Genomic DNA, 12620 nt, shown 5'->3' with positions numbered 1-12620 from the left:
GGCGCCCGGTCAGTTCACCCGCTCCGCGCGGTGCTTGACCGCCTTCAGACGGACCTCGGCGGGCAGTTCGTCCAGCCCGGCCGAGGTCCGCGCGTGGGTCAGCGCCCCCTCGGAGAGGCCGCGCAGCACCGGCCCCGGGGACGCGTGCGGCTCCATCAGCAGCCGGACCCCGGCCTTCGGGGCGGTGCGGCGGCCGGTCAGCGCCACCTTGGCCTCGGAGACCCCGTCCAGGGCTCCCGCCTCGGTGCCGAGCACACTCTCCAGGGCCCTGCCGCGCAGCAGCGCGCCCTCGCCGTCGCCGCTGTCGACCAGCACTTCAGAGAGGCGGCCGCGGCGCAGCTGGGCGAGCAGCCACCACAGCGCGAGGACCACCAGGACGGCGAGGACCGCGATGACGGCGGGCCACCACCAGCCCTCGTCCCGCCATCTGGTCCGGTCTGCCTTGCTCAGCAGCACGTCGTCCGTGCCGTCCCAGGGCCACCAGGAGGGCATGGACAGGCCGAGCCCCGTCGCGAGGACGGCGCCGCCCACGACGACGAGGACCAGCCCTGCCAGGCCGAGCAGGAGCCGGTTGACGGTCTTGATCACGGCGTCACCCCTTCTTCGCCGGGCGGCGTACGCGCACCGAGAGGCCGGGCGGCTTCGCCAGGTCCAGTTCACCGACGGCGGTCCCCAGGACGGTGTCCAGGTCGGCCCTGACGTCATCGAGTTCACGGAAGTGCGAGACCGCTCGCACGGTCGCCTTGTGACGGCTCATCCTCACCCCGACGGACTGCACTCCGGCCACCTCCATGGCCCGGTCGCGCAGGACGAGGGCGGCGGCGTTCCGGTCGAGTCCGCCCCGTACGCCGGAATGCCGGCGGTTCATGGGGAGCAGCGCGCGCAGTCCGGGGGTCGAAGCCAGCAGGAGGAGCCAGAGGCCGAGGGCGGCGGCCAGCGCGGATCCCGCCAGGACCCACACATCGTCGAGGTGACGGCTCGCCAGGTCGTCGGCGACGGAGCGCCGCCACCGCATGGCGGGGTGGCCGGCCCGCACCGCCGCGATGTCGTAGAGCAGGAGTCCCGCGCCGCCGAGGAGGATCAGCGCGACCAGCGCCGCGGGGATCCTGCGCCCGGACCAGAACCGACCGGCCCTGCCGCCCGGCTGCGCCTGCCCTGCGGCGGGCTCGTAGGTCGAGCCCGACGCCGACTGGTCCATCTCGAGCACGCCGCCGGAAGGCGCCGCCTCGATGGTGGGCAGGCGCCGCGTGCTGTTCTCGGGTTCCTGGGGCTCGTTCATCGGATGCTCCCCTCCGGTGCGGTGCCCGCTCCCGGCACGTGCAGCCGTTCGACCTGCACCGCCACCTCGGGCACCTCCATCCCCGCCAGGGCTCCTACCCGCTCGGCCACCCGACGACGCACCGCACCGCACTGACGGCCGATGTCGCAGGGGTAGGCCAGATCGAGGCTGACCCGCACCCGGGCGGTGTCACGGTGCACGGTGACGGTGGCGCGCGGTGCGGCGGCGCCCACGGGCCGCTCGTCCACGGCCTCCTTCGCCGCCTGAGCGGCGATCTTCGCGACGACCCGGTCGGCGATCCGGGTCTGCCCGCGCTCAGCGGCCTCGACCCGGCCCGTCACGCCCGTCACCGTCGCCGGTCGCCGCGCTCGCGACTCCGGAAGAAGTCGCCGGGTTCCAGGTCGCCGTCGAGGAAGCGGCCGGCGACGAAGCCGACCGCGCCCAGCGCGGCCACCAGAAGGAAGGCCCCGAACCCGCCGAAGTACCCGGCGAAACCGAGCGCCATGCCGGCCACCATGCCGACCACAGCCATGCTCATCGTGTGCTCCTCAACTGCCGCGCGGGGAAGGCCTACTGGACGCGTGACTCGGACTCGTCCTCGTCGTCGTCCTCGTCGGGCAGCTTGACGTCGCTCACGGCGATGTTGACCTCGACGACTTCCAGTCCGGTCATCCGCTCGACCGCCGCGATGACGTTCTCGCGCACGTCGCGCGCCACCTCGGCGATCGCCACGCCGTAGTCGACGACGATCTCCAGGTCGAGGGCGGCCTGCGATTCGCCGACCTCCGCCTTGACCCCGCGGGACACGGACTTGTTGCCGCCGGGCACCCGGTCGCGTACGGCGCCGAAGGTCCGGGAGAGGCCGCTGCCCATCGCGTGGACACCGACGACGTCCCGTGCCGCCATTCCGGCGATCTTCTCGACCACGCCGTCGGCGATGGTGGTACGGCCGCGCGTCGCGGGTGCGCCCCCGCCGCGCTTGCTGAACTGGCTCTGCCTGCCGTCGTCCCCGCCGGTCACACTGCCGGGGCTGTCGGGCCGGTTCCGCTGTGGGCTCTCGGTCATCGCCGCTCTTCCCTTCGGGGCGGGTTAACTTCCGTGGCCCACAGTAAGTGCGCTTGCCCGGTCCCGCGCCGTGGATGGGGCAGGGTGGAGCAATGACAACGGCTGACAGCCCGTACCGGGCCGATGGATGGACCGCCGCGGTACGCCAACGGCTAGGACTGGGGAGACTGCTCCCTCTGGGCGGCCCCGCCGACGGCTCCTGGATCGCCGAACGGGCGGCGGCGGCTGTGCTGCGGGACGCCGCGGCCGGTTCGGGGGCCGTCCTGGGGACGCTCAGGATCGCGCCGGCCGCGGAGGACCACGCCGTGGAGCCGGTGGTGCCCGGACCTCCGAGTGCGCTGCCGCCCGTACCGCTGAGGATCGAGGCCGGTTTCGCCGCGACGGCGCGGCGGCCCCTGCACACCACCGCGGACGCGCTGCGCGCCGCACTGCTGACAGCGGCTGCCCAGCGGCTCGGGCTCGTGGTCGACGAGGTGGACCTGCGGGTGACGGAACTGCTGGAGGAGGAGCCCCGGCCGGTCCCGGAGCCGCCCTCCGTCGTGCGTGCGGCGGAGCCGGACGGTGCCGCAGGGACGGCGGCGGCCGGGGTCCCCGGCGTCGTGTCGCTGACCCAGGTACTGGGCAGCGCGGCGCAGCACGCGCGGGGTCATGTCCGGGTGGAGCTCGCGACGGCCGGGGACCACCGGGCCCTGGATGTGGCGCGGGCGGTGCGCGGGGCGGTGGCCGGGGCCGTGGAGGGCCGTCCGACGGTCGCCGTGCTGGTGACCGCCGTCGTGGACCCCGCCTGACCCGGCCCCGCCGTCCGGCGGGGCCGGGCGCGTCGGACGTTCAGTCGGCGAGGCCGGCCAGGTCGCGCAGGCGGCGGCCCTGGGCGGCCCGCTCGGCGGTGCGCTGCTCCTCGTACGTACGCGAGAGGGCGCCGCTCAGCAGTGCCTTCGTCTCGACGACCGCGTCGCGGGGGGCGGCGAGCAGGGCCGCCGCCAGGTCGCGTGCCGCCGCGTCGAGCTGGTCCGCAGGCACCACGAGATTGGCGAGGCCGGTGCGCTCGGCCTCGTCGGCGTGCACGAAGCGGCCGGTGGCGCAGATCTCGAGCGCGCGGGAGTACCCCACGAGGTTCACCAGGGGATGGGTGCCCGTGAGGTCGGGAACCAGACCGAGGCTGGTCTCGCGCATGGCGAACTGCACGTCCTCGGCCGCGATGCGGAGATCGCAGGCGAGGGCGAGCTGGAAGCCGGCACCGATCGCGTGGCCCTGGACGGCCGCGACCGACACGATGTCGTTGCGGCGCCACCAGGTGAACGCCTCCTGGTACTCGGCGATGGTCGCGTCGAGCTCGGCCTCGGGGCCGCGCGCCATGTCGAGGAAGGACGGCTCACCGTCGAATCCCTCGGGTGCGAACGCCTGCCGGTCGAGGCCCGCGGAGAAGGACTTGCCCTCGCCGCGCAGCACGACGACCCGCACGCTGCCGGGGAGCGCCCGTCCGGCCTCTGCCAACGCCCGCCACAGAGCGGGAGACTGAGCGTTGCGCTTGGCCGGGTTGGTGAGCGTCACCGTGGCAACCGCGTCATCGACGGTGAGCCGTACGCCGTCCTTGTCGAGCACAGAGTCGAGCGAGGTCATGGAGCCCCTCCGGATCGGGTGCTGTCAGCACTTACTGGCAAGTACTGAACAGTAACCACCCGGACGACCTGATGGTCGGCCGGGTGGCCACCCGGTGTTCCGGTGAGCTCGCGGAGCCGGCCGGGGCCGGCTCCTGACCGCTGCCCGCCGTCAGGCCGTAGCGGCCTTCTTGCCTCGAGTCGCTCCGCCGCGTCCCCGCAGCGTGACTCCGGACTCGCTGAGCATCCGGTGGACGAATCCGTAGGAGCGGCCGGTTTCCTCGGCCAGCGCCCGGATGCTCGCACCGGAGTCGTACTTCTTCTTCAGGTCTGCCGCGAGCTTGTCACGCGCGGCGCCGGTAACCCGGCTGCCCTTCTTCAGAGTCTCGGCCACCCGTGCCTCCTCAAGGAAGTGCGCTCTGGACTCTCATGATCACCCCTCCCGGGCTTCCTGGCCACCCATTCGGCAAGGTAGGTACGACCGGTTTCCGCGTCCGGAAGCGGTCCGACACAAGCGGAATCCCTAGTTCCCAAGGGCCGGAGAGCCCGGCGGGAGGCGCTGCGGCAAAAACGGCCAGGTCAGGGCCGTACGGGGTGAGGTGGCCTGAAATGAGTGCGCCCGGCAGCTATCTGCCGGGCGCCGCGCCGGGGTACGAGACCCGCTCACCCAGATGATGGATCACCGATGGGCCGAATGATCCAGACGCGTTGGATCACCGGGCTCCGCACCGGATCCGGGAGCCCCACCGGGTCAGGCGAGGGCGACGAGGTCCCGGTAGTCCGCACCCCAGAGGTCCTCGACCCCGTCCGGCAGCAGGATGATCCGCTCCGGCTGGAGCGCCTCGACCGCGCCCTCGTCGTGGGTGACGAGGACGACCGCGCCCTTGTACGTGCGAAGGGCCCCGAGGATCTCCTCGCGGCTGGCCGGGTCGAGGTTGTTCGTGGGCTCGTCGAGCAGCAGCACGTTGGCGGAGGAGACGACGAGCGTCGCCAGGGCGAGCCGGGTCTTCTCGCCGCCGGAGAGCACTCCGGCGGGCTTGTCCACGTCGTCACCGGAGAAGAGGAACGAACCGAGCGTCTTGCGGACCGCGACGAGGTCGAGGTCGGGCGCCGCGGAGCGCATGTTCTCCAGGACGGAGCGGTCCGGGTCGAGGGTCTCGTGCTCCTGCGCGTAATAGCCGAGCTTGAGGCCGTGGCCCTCGATGACCTCGCCGGTGTCGGGCTTCTCGGCCCCGCCGAGAAGGCGCAGCAGGGTCGTCTTGCCGGCGCCGTTGAGGCCGAGGATCACGACACGGGAGCCCTTGTCGATGGCCAGGTCCACGTCGGTGAAGATCTCGAGCGACCCGTAGGACTTGGACAGGCCCTCCGCCATCAGGGGGGTCTTGCCGCACGGAGAGGGGTCGGGGAAGCGCAGCTTGGCGACCTTGTCCGAGACCCGTACGGCCTCCAGGCCCGAGAGCAGCCGGTCGGCGCGCTTGGCCATGTTCTGGGCGGCGACGGTCTTGGTCGCCTTGGCGCGCATCTTGTCGGCCTGCGCGTTGAGGGTCGCGGCCTTCTTCTCGGCGTTCTGACGCTCGCGCTTGCGGCGCTTCTCGTCGGCCTCGCGCTGCTGCTGGTAGAGCTTCCAGCCCATGTTGTAGATGTCGATCTGGGCTCGGTTGGCGTCGAGGTAGAACACCTTGTTGACCACGGTCTCCACGAGCTCGACGTCGTGGGAGATCACGATGAAGCCGCCGCGGTAGCTCTTGAGGTAGTCACGCAGCCAGACGATCGAGTCCGCGTCGAGGTGGTTGGTGGGCTCGTCGAGGAGCAGCGTGTCGGCGTCCGAGAACAGGATGCGGGCGAGCTCGACACGGCGTCGCTGGCCGCCGGAGAGGGTGTGCAGGGGCTGGCCGAGCACTCGGTCGGGCAGGCTGAGCGCGGCGGCGATGGTGGCGGCCTCGGCCTCGGCGGCGTATCCGCCCTTGGTGAGGAACTCCGTCTCCAGACGCTCGTACCGCTTCATCGCCTTCTCACGGGTGGCGCCCTTGCCGTTCGCCATCCGCTCCTCGTTCTCCCGCATCTTGCGCAGGATCTCGTCGAGTCCGCGGGCCGAGAGGATGCGGTCGCGGGCCAGGACGTCGAGGTCACCGGTGCGCGGGTCCTGCGGGAGGTAGCCCACCTCACCGCTGTTGGTGATGGTGCCGCCGGCGGGGGTCCCCTCGCCCGCGAGGCACTTGGTGAGGGTGGTCTTGCCCGCGCCGTTGCGGCCGACCAGACCGATGCGGTCACCCTTGGCGATACGGAAGGACGCGTTTTCGATGAGGATGCGGGCGCCGGCGCGCAGCTCGATGCCGGAAGCGGTGATCACGGAAATACTCCAGGGCGGTATGGACGGCGGAGGGACAGCGGGCTCACGACTCGACGCCGTCTAGTGCACAAGGAGAATTGCCATGGGACTCAGTCTACTGGCGGTGTCCACGTGCTCCTCCGCATGCTCCCGGTCCGTCACCGCGCCACCGCGCCCTGTCGCGCGCATGGGCATACCTGGACGAACCATTCGATACCCGACCCAGGGGTGCGCGGTCGCCGGGGGCCTCTCCACGCTTCCGCAGGCAGCGGCCTCCCGTGGGATCCCGTGCAGGCGGCCGCGCCGGGGCGCCACCTCCGACCGCCGCTGTCGGTGGCCGGTGCGAGACTGAGACGGAGATCACATAGCAACGGTGCGTGTGAGCTGGAGAGGGTGAGCGTGATGGCAGGCGCGAACGGCGTTCCCACGATTTTCCCGACGATTCTGTACGAGGACGCGAAGGCCGCGATCGGCGTGCTCACGCAGGCCCTGGGGTTCACCGAGGAAGCGGTGTACGAGGGCGCGGACGGCAGCGTCCTGCACGCCGAGCTGTCCTGCGGCAACGGCAGGGTGATGCTCGGCTCCAAGGGGGGCGAGGGTGTCTTCGCCCGCGCGATGTCGGGCGCCGGACCCGCCGGGGTCTACGTGGTCGTGGACGAGGTGGACGAGCACCACGCGCGGGCGGTGGAGCACGGCGTGGAGATCCTGATGCCGCCCACGGACCAGGACTACGGCTCCCGCGACTACATGGCGCGGGACGGCGAGGGCAACGTCTGGAGTTTCGGGACGTACGCCCCGGGGTCGTCGGGCTGACCGCCCCGGGGCCGTGTGTCCTCGCGGTGTTCAGACCCCGCCGGTGTGCACCTGGAAGGCCGCCCGGCGCACGGCCTTGGCGAGGGCCGGGTCCGGGTGGGCCGCGGCCAGGGCGACCAGCACCTGGACGGTCCGTGGATGCCCGACGGCACGCACCTCGTCCAGGAGCGCGGGGACCGTGCCCTGGACGGCGGAGTCGAGATGGCGGACCAGCAGGCCCGTCTCGCCGTGGTCGGCCACGGCGGCGGCGGTGTCGACCCAGAGCCAGGTGGCTTCCTCGCGGCTGAGGACGTCCTGGGCGTCGTCCGGGTCGGTGCCCTCGTACTCGGCGAGCCAGAGCAGGGCGTACGGGCGCAGCGGCGCCTCGGTGACGACGGAGCGGACGACCGGCTCCGCGGGGGCGCCGACGACGCGCAGCGCCTCGAAGGCCAGGCCGCGCAGCAGGGCGTCCTCGCCCCGTGCGACGGCCAGCAGCTCGGCCACGGCGCTGCCGACGGGCCGGGCGGCGAGCCAGGCCCGGTATTCGGCGCGGGCCGGGCCGGGGGTGAGGCGGGCGCAGCCGAGCAGCATGTCGGCGGCGGACTGCTCGATGTTGCCGGCCGGGCTCTGGGCGGCGACGCAGATCTGCTCGAGCTTGACCCAGACCGCCCAGTTGCCCAGCGGGGTGAGGGTGGCGTGACCGGCGCCGAGCGTGAGGGCTCCGACGGAGGCGAGGCCCTCCAGCGCCCAGTCGAGCAGGAGCGCGTTCAGGTCGGCGGGGTGCCCGGCGGGCGGGACGGGCCGCTCCTGCGGCCCGTAGGGCACCTCGCACCGCTCCTCGTGGAGTTCGGCCACGCGCTGGCCGAGCAGGTCGAGGAGCGCGGGCACGGTGACGGGGCCCGCCGAGAGCTGGAGGAGGGAGAGCACCTGGGGCACGGCCTCGACGGCTTCCGCCACGGCGGTCGCCTCGATGCCGTCGGGTGAGGCGTGGACGAGGGACCAGGCGTCGAAGAGCGCCACCCAGCCGCGGAGCACGGCGGAGTCGTCCCGGTCCCAGGCACGCAGCCGCCAGCCGGGGCGGGCGGTGTCGCCGTGCAGCTCGATGAGTCCGGCCAGCCTGGCCCGGTCCCAGCCGGCCCGCACCTGGGCCGGGGGCAGTTCCAGCGCGGCGGAGGCCCGTCGCAGGGCCTGGGCGGCGAGGGGGGCGGAGCCCGTACTCGTACCGTCCGCGGCCCAGTGGGCGATCCGTACGGCGTCGGCGAGCACGGCCCTGGCCTGGCGTGCCAGTTCCGCCGGGGGCGGTGTGCCCTCGGGTGGGCGGGGGGCCGGCCGGGTGCGCCGGGTCGTCACGGCCTTACGGGCGGTCGCCTGGGGTCGCGGGCGGACAAGTCGCAGCCTGGAGTCGCGCGGGGTACGGGACGTCACGGGAGCAGTCTTGCCTCTGACGGGCCGAAAGCCCAAACGGAAGCCGTGTCACCAGGGTTCGGCGGGCTTCGGGGCCGGGTCACCAACCGGGCGGTTCCGGCCCATCAGCTCACATCAGGGGCGTGAGGAAGCGCCGGAGCGCCTCTTCGTAGCCGGCCGGGTCGGCATTCCACATCGCCGCATGCGGAGCCTGCGCCACGGAGTGCAGGGTCACCAGGTCGGGCCGGCGTGCGGCGAGTTCCCGGGACGGCTGCCAGGGGGCCAGCGTGTCGTCGGGTCCGTGGACGATCAGGGTGGGGGCGTGCAGGGCCGTCGGCACCGAGGTGTCCAGGAGCGGGGCACCGCGCAGACCGGTCTGCCCCTGGGCCGCGCGGACCGCGAGGGGCAGCAGCGCGGCGGGGACACCCCGCGCCGAGGCCAGCGCCCGCAGGGTGACCCGCCAGTCGAGGACCGGGGAGTCGAGGACGAGACCGCGGACGCGGTCGCGGAGCGCGGAGTTGACGGCCGCGTGCAGGGCCATCGAGGCGCCGGTCGACCAGCCGTGGAGGATCACGCCCTCGGCCCCGTAGCGCACCGCGTAGCGGATGGCCGCGTCGAGGTCGCGCCACTCGGACTCGCCGAGGTGGGTGAGCCCGTCCGGGGAGCGCGGGGCGCCCGGGTCGCCCCGGTAGGCCAGGTCGAGCACCGGGAACTGCTGGTCGTGGAGGAACCCCATCACGTTGAGGGGGTGGTCCCTGGTGGTGCCGAGACCGTGCACGGTGATCACCCAGGTGTCGCGGGCCCCGGGCACGAACCAGGCGGGCAGGGCTCCGAGCTCTCCGGGGACCTCGACCTCCTTGTACGCGAGGCCGAGGGCGGCGAGGGGGTCTCCGCGGTGGAGCTCCGGGGTGAGGCGGACCCGGGTGCCCGGCTTCAGGCTGCCGAGGGTGACGCGTTCCAGCCGGCGTACGACGGTGTCGGCGGAGGCGCCGGAAGAGCCGGGCGGCTGATCCGCCGCCGGGCCGACGACCGCGTGGACGCCCCGGCCGGCCAGGCCGTAGGTACCGGGGCGCAGCGCGGAGAAGGAGCGGGTCAGGGTGACCTGCCCGGCGGCGGTGGCGTGCACCGTGAGACGGCGGTCGGCCGGGAAGGGACGCGGCGAGGACGCCCCGAGGGCGACGTCGCTGGCGTAGCGGCCGGCGGCGACCGCTGCCGCGCCGGCGCCGAGGATCGAGGTTGCGGCCACTGCCGCCGCTGTTGCCTGGCGCACGGCTCCAGTGTCCTGGGCCTGGGCGCCCTCTGCCAGTGGGCAGGGGCCGTACGGAGCGGCGCCCCGGGTTCAGCCGGGCTGGCCGTAGCCCTCCAGGGCCTCCTGCACGTCACGCAGCTGGGCGGCGGAGAGGAGGGCGGGGCTGTGGCCGGGCACGGAGCTCGCGGTGAGCCAGAGCCTGCACATCCATTCGAGCTGGGCGGTGCGGTCGTAGGCCTCGTCGAGGGTGCTGCCGTACGTGACGGTCCCGTGGTTCCGCAGGAGGCAGCCGGTGCGGCCGCGCAGCGCGGTCAGCATGTTGTCGGCGAGCTCCCGCGTCCCGTAGCGCGCGTAGGCGGCCGTGCGGACGGGGCCGCCCATCATGGCGGCGGCGTAGTGGATGAGCGGCACCTCGTGGACGAGGGTGGAGACAGCGGTGGCGTGCACCGCGTGGGTGTGGACGACGGCTGCGGCGTCGCTCTCGCGGTAGACGGCCAGATGGAGCGCCAGCTCGCTGGTCGGGACGAGGCCGCCGAGGACCTGACGCCCTTCGAGGTCGACGCCGACGGCGTCGCCGGGACCCAGGCGGTCGTAGGGAACCCCGCTGGGGGTGACCAGCACGATGTCGCCGACCCGGGCCGAGACGTTGCCCGAGGTGCCGACCACCAGGCCGTCCGCCGCCGTCCGCCGGGCCGTCGCGACGACTCCGTGCCACGCCTGTTCGATCGCGTCCTGCCGCTCGTCACCCATGCGGGGATCCTAGGGGTGGTGACCGATGTCTCTTCCGGGGGACACATCGGGCCGAGGGATGACGACAGGTGCGGGGCCGGCCCCGGCCCACGCCCCGCCCACGCCCCGCCCACGCCCGGCCCACGCCCCGGAGCGAGAGCCTCCGGATGTTCTCCGCGCACACAAGCGGAACCGGCACACACGGTTGGGGTCACCACGCCGCCCTGCCCAGTTCATCTTCCGTTCACCCTGGTTGCTTACGTTCCACGTGCCAATGACGTCGAACGATTGCCTGGGTAAATGGAACACATCACGCTGCTGCTCGCGATCGTGATCGTGACAGCTCTCGTGTTCGATTTCACGAACGGTTTCCACGACACCGCCAACGCGATGGCCACCACCATCTCGACCGGCGCTCTCAAGCCCAAGACAGCGGTGGCCATGTCCGCCGTTCTCAACCTCGTCGGCGCGTTCCTGTCGGTGGAGGTCGCCAAGACGATCTCCGGCGGGATCATCAACGAGAACGGCCTCAGAACCGAGGTCATCTTCGCGGCGCTCGTCGGCGCGATCCTGTGGAACCTGCTGACCTGGCTGGTCGGCCTGCCCTCCAGTTCCTCCCACGCACTCTTCGGCGGCCTCATCGGTGCCGCGGTGATGTCGGCCGGCTGGTCCTCGATCAACGGCGGCACCGTCGTCACGAAGGTCCTGCTGCCCGCGATCGCCGCGCCCCTCGTCGCGGGTGTCGCCGCACTGCTGGCCACGAAGCTGACGTACCGCCTCAACCGGAAGATCACCGACGAGGCCCAGCTGAAGTCGACCGCCAAGGGCTACCGCGCGGGCCAGATCGCCTCCGCGGGTCTCGTCTCGCTCGCCCACGGCACCAACGACGCGCAGAAGACCATGGGCATCATCACCCTGGCCCTGGTCACCGGCGGCGTCCTCTCCCCCGGCTCCAACCCGCCGGTCTGGGTCATCGCCTCCGCCGGTATCGCCATCGCGCTGGGCACCTACCTCGGCGGCTGGCGCATCATCCGCACCATGGGCAGCGGCCTCACCGACCTCCGCCCGCCGCAGGGCTTCGCCGCCCAGACGAGCGCGGCCACGGTCATCCTGGCCTCCTCGCACCTCGGCTTCTCCCTCTCGACCACCCAGTCCTGCTCCGGCGCGGTGATGGGCGCGGGCCTCGGACGCAAGGGGGGCGTGGTCCGCTGGTCCACCGCCACCCGGATGTTCGTCGCCTGGGGCCTGACGCTTCCGGCCGCCGGCCTGGTCGGCGCGGGAGCCGAGTTCCTGACCAAGCAGGGCCCCTGGGGTGTCGCGGTGGTCGCCGTCCTGCTCGTCGCCGGATCGGGCGCCATCTGGCTCCTGTCGCGCCGCAAGCCGGTCGACCACACCAACGTGAACGAGGGCGCCTCCGAACCCGCGGGCGTCGTCACGACCGCCATCGCGGCCGTCAGCCCGCCGCCCGTCGGCGTGGCCGTCCCGGAACTCAAGACCACGATCCCCGCCCCGGACACCCAGGCCGACCCGGCCCGACCGGCCACGGTGTAAGGACAGAACCGCATGAACATCGACTGGGCAGCTCTCGCTTCCGTCTTCGGCGTCAGCCTCGTGATCACCGTCGCGCTCGTCGGCCTCTTCACCCTCGGCATCACGGGCCTCGCCAGGCAGACGTCCACGTCCCAGGGCTCCGGCGCCGGAGCCCTGGCGCGCACCGGCGCGTACGCCTGCTTCGCGCTGTGCGCGGCGGCGGTCGCGTACGGGATCTACCTGATCGTCGCCTGATCACCCGCGCGGACGCGCACCGGGCCGGACACACCGAGGTGTGTCCGGCCCGGTGTGCGTCTCAGCACACTGAAGCCTCGCAGGTCAACGGCAGGTTGACGGGCGTTCACGGGGCGTGGTGGACTGCCGGAGCCATTACGGCGACAGGAGAGGAAGCCGGTGCGAATCCGGCGCGGTCCCGCCACTGTCACCGGGGAGCAGCCTCCACACGGAAGCCACGGCCCGCCACCGCGGACCGGAAGGCCGGAGGACGTGCGGATCCGGGGAGCCAGGAGACTCTCGTCGCCGGTCACGTCGAACCAGGGCGCGGACCCTGAGTGAGGACACACGCCATGTCTGGCTGCCCTGCGTCGGTCGGCGCACCACCTGTCACGAAGGCCCTTCGAGGCG

General features: G+C 72.9%; 15 protein-coding genes and 1 riboswitch. Of the genes, 4 read left to right on the top strand and 11 right to left on the bottom strand.

Annotated features, from left to right (window positions below; genetic code table 11):
- Nucleotides 1-9: 9 nt before the first annotated feature.
- The 5 genes from amaP to ACIRJR_RS24225 are packed head-to-tail and all read right to left on the bottom strand — an operon-like array spanning nucleotide 10 to nucleotide 2344.
- Nucleotides 10-588: an alkaline shock response membrane anchor protein AmaP gene (amaP, locus tag ACIRJR_RS24245; RefSeq protein ID WP_403784171.1), complete on the bottom strand. Its 579-nt coding sequence runs from the start codon at nucleotides 586-588 to the stop codon at nucleotides 10-12.
- A 4-nt stretch (nucleotides 589-592) separates the two neighbouring features.
- Nucleotides 593-1279 (bottom strand): DUF6286 domain-containing protein, encoded by a 687-nt coding sequence (locus ACIRJR_RS24240; RefSeq protein WP_403784169.1) that lies wholly within the window; start codon nucleotides 1277-1279, stop codon nucleotides 593-595.
- Nucleotides 1276-1629 carry a hypothetical protein gene (locus tag ACIRJR_RS24235; RefSeq protein ID WP_403784167.1) on the bottom strand — a complete coding sequence of 118 codons (354 nt, stop codon included), beginning with the start codon at nucleotides 1627-1629 and terminating at the stop codon, nucleotides 1276-1278. Before ACIRJR_RS24235 ends, ACIRJR_RS24240 begins: the two co-directional genes overlap by 4 nt.
- On the bottom strand, nucleotides 1626-1817 hold the full coding sequence (locus ACIRJR_RS24230) for a hypothetical protein (RefSeq protein WP_103513710.1): 192 nt from the start codon (nucleotides 1815-1817) through the stop codon (nucleotides 1626-1628). The genes ACIRJR_RS24235 and ACIRJR_RS24230 overlap by 4 nt, the downstream gene beginning before the upstream one ends.
- A 32-nt stretch (nucleotides 1818-1849) precedes the next feature.
- On the bottom strand, nucleotides 1850-2344 hold the full coding sequence (locus ACIRJR_RS24225; protein ID WP_403784165.1) for an Asp23/Gls24 family envelope stress response protein: 495 nt from the start codon (nucleotides 2342-2344) through the stop codon (nucleotides 1850-1852).
- Nucleotides 2345-2436: 92 nt separating this feature from the next.
- Between ACIRJR_RS24225 and ACIRJR_RS24220 the strand changes: the two genes are divergently transcribed.
- Nucleotides 2437-3132, top strand: coding sequence for a hypothetical protein (locus tag ACIRJR_RS24220; RefSeq protein ID WP_403784163.1), 696 nt, complete (start codon nucleotides 2437-2439; stop codon nucleotides 3130-3132).
- Nucleotides 3133-3172: 40 nt separating this feature from the next.
- Here ACIRJR_RS24220 and ACIRJR_RS24215 read toward each other — a convergent pair whose 3' ends face one another.
- The 3 genes from ACIRJR_RS24215 to ACIRJR_RS24205 form a co-directional block, all read right to left on the bottom strand.
- The gene (locus tag ACIRJR_RS24215; protein WP_403784161.1) at nucleotides 3173-3964 is read right to left on the bottom strand and encodes an enoyl-CoA hydratase/isomerase family protein; all 792 of its coding nucleotides are present in this window, start codon (nucleotides 3962-3964) and stop codon (nucleotides 3173-3175) included.
- A 150-nt stretch (nucleotides 3965-4114) separates the two neighbouring features.
- Complete coding sequence (locus tag ACIRJR_RS24210; protein WP_018518904.1) at nucleotides 4115-4336, bottom strand: helix-turn-helix domain-containing protein; 222 nt, start codon at nucleotides 4334-4336, stop codon at nucleotides 4115-4117.
- Between the two features lie 357 nt (nucleotides 4337-4693).
- Nucleotides 4694-6292, bottom strand: a complete 1599-nt coding sequence (locus ACIRJR_RS24205; RefSeq protein ID WP_403784159.1) for an ABC-F family ATP-binding cassette domain-containing protein — start codon at nucleotides 6290-6292, stop codon at nucleotides 4694-4696.
- Nucleotides 6293-6673: 381 nt separating this feature from the next.
- On the opposite strand from ACIRJR_RS24205, the gene ACIRJR_RS24200 reads away from it, so the two are divergent.
- A complete protein-coding gene (locus ACIRJR_RS24200; protein ID WP_403784157.1) occupies nucleotides 6674-7084 on the top strand; it encodes a VOC family protein in 411 nt (136 codons plus the stop codon).
- A 30-nt stretch (nucleotides 7085-7114) separates the two neighbouring features.
- On the opposite strand, the gene ACIRJR_RS24195 is transcribed toward ACIRJR_RS24200, so the two are convergent.
- The 3 genes from ACIRJR_RS24195 to ACIRJR_RS24185 form a co-directional block, all read right to left on the bottom strand.
- Entirely contained in the window at nucleotides 7115-8413 is a 1299-nt protein-coding gene (locus tag ACIRJR_RS24195; RefSeq protein ID WP_403784276.1) for a hypothetical protein, read from the bottom strand.
- A 184-nt stretch (nucleotides 8414-8597) separates the two neighbouring features.
- A complete protein-coding gene (locus ACIRJR_RS24190; protein ID WP_403784155.1) occupies nucleotides 8598-9737 on the bottom strand; it encodes an alpha/beta hydrolase in 1140 nt (379 codons plus the stop codon).
- A 69-nt stretch (nucleotides 9738-9806) separates the two neighbouring features.
- Entirely contained in the window at nucleotides 9807-10466 is a 660-nt protein-coding gene (locus ACIRJR_RS24185; protein WP_403784153.1) for a class II aldolase/adducin family protein, read from the bottom strand.
- A 279-nt stretch (nucleotides 10467-10745) separates the two neighbouring features.
- Between ACIRJR_RS24185 and ACIRJR_RS24180 the strand changes: the two genes are divergently transcribed.
- Both ACIRJR_RS24180 and ACIRJR_RS24175 read left to right on the top strand, forming a co-directional pair.
- Nucleotides 10746-11996, top strand: a complete 1251-nt coding sequence (locus ACIRJR_RS24180; RefSeq protein ID WP_403784152.1) for an anion permease — start codon at nucleotides 10746-10748, stop codon at nucleotides 11994-11996.
- Nucleotides 11997-12008: 12 nt separating this feature from the next.
- A complete protein-coding gene (locus ACIRJR_RS24175; RefSeq protein ID WP_403784150.1) occupies nucleotides 12009-12230 on the top strand; it encodes a hypothetical protein in 222 nt (73 codons plus the stop codon).
- Between the two features lie 148 nt (nucleotides 12231-12378).
- Nucleotides 12379-12509: riboswitch (cobalamin riboswitch) on the top strand.
- Nucleotides 12510-12620: the final 111 nt, after the last annotated feature.

The organism is Streptomyces sp. NPDC102402, from assembly GCF_044765765.1.
Classification (GTDB): domain Bacteria; phylum Actinomycetota; class Actinomycetes; order Streptomycetales; family Streptomycetaceae; genus Streptomyces.
Note: the sequence above shows the minus strand (reverse complement) of the source record. Positions and strands in the feature narration are given on the sequence as shown.

Bases quoted from the DNA above. Each gene is read 5' to 3' on its own strand.
- ACIRJR_RS24215 (WP_403784161.1), bottom strand. From the start codon at position 3,964: ATGACCTCGCTCGACTCTGTGCTCGACAAGGACGGCGTACGGCTCACC.
- ACIRJR_RS24220 (WP_403784163.1), top strand. From the start codon at position 2,437: ATGACAACGGCTGACAGCCCGTACCGGGCCGATGGATGGACCGCCGCG.
- ACIRJR_RS24175 (WP_403784150.1), top strand. From the start codon at position 12,009: ATGAACATCGACTGGGCAGCTCTCGCTTCCGTCTTCGGCGTCAGCCTC.
- ACIRJR_RS24200 (WP_403784157.1), top strand. From the start codon at position 6,674: ATGGCAGGCGCGAACGGCGTTCCCACGATTTTCCCGACGATTCTGTAC.
- ACIRJR_RS24180 (WP_403784152.1), top strand. From the start codon at position 10,746: ATGGAACACATCACGCTGCTGCTCGCGATCGTGATCGTGACAGCTCTC.
- ACIRJR_RS24185 (WP_403784153.1), bottom strand. From the start codon at position 10,466: ATGGGTGACGAGCGGCAGGACGCGATCGAACAGGCGTGGCACGGAGTC.
- ACIRJR_RS24225 (WP_403784165.1), bottom strand. From the start codon at position 2,344: ATGACCGAGAGCCCACAGCGGAACCGGCCCGACAGCCCCGGCAGTGTG.
- ACIRJR_RS24240 (WP_403784169.1), bottom strand. From the start codon at position 1,279: ATGAACGAGCCCCAGGAACCCGAGAACAGCACGCGGCGCCTGCCCACC.
- ACIRJR_RS24230 (WP_103513710.1), bottom strand. From the start codon at position 1,817: ATGAGCATGGCTGTGGTCGGCATGGTGGCCGGCATGGCGCTCGGTTTC.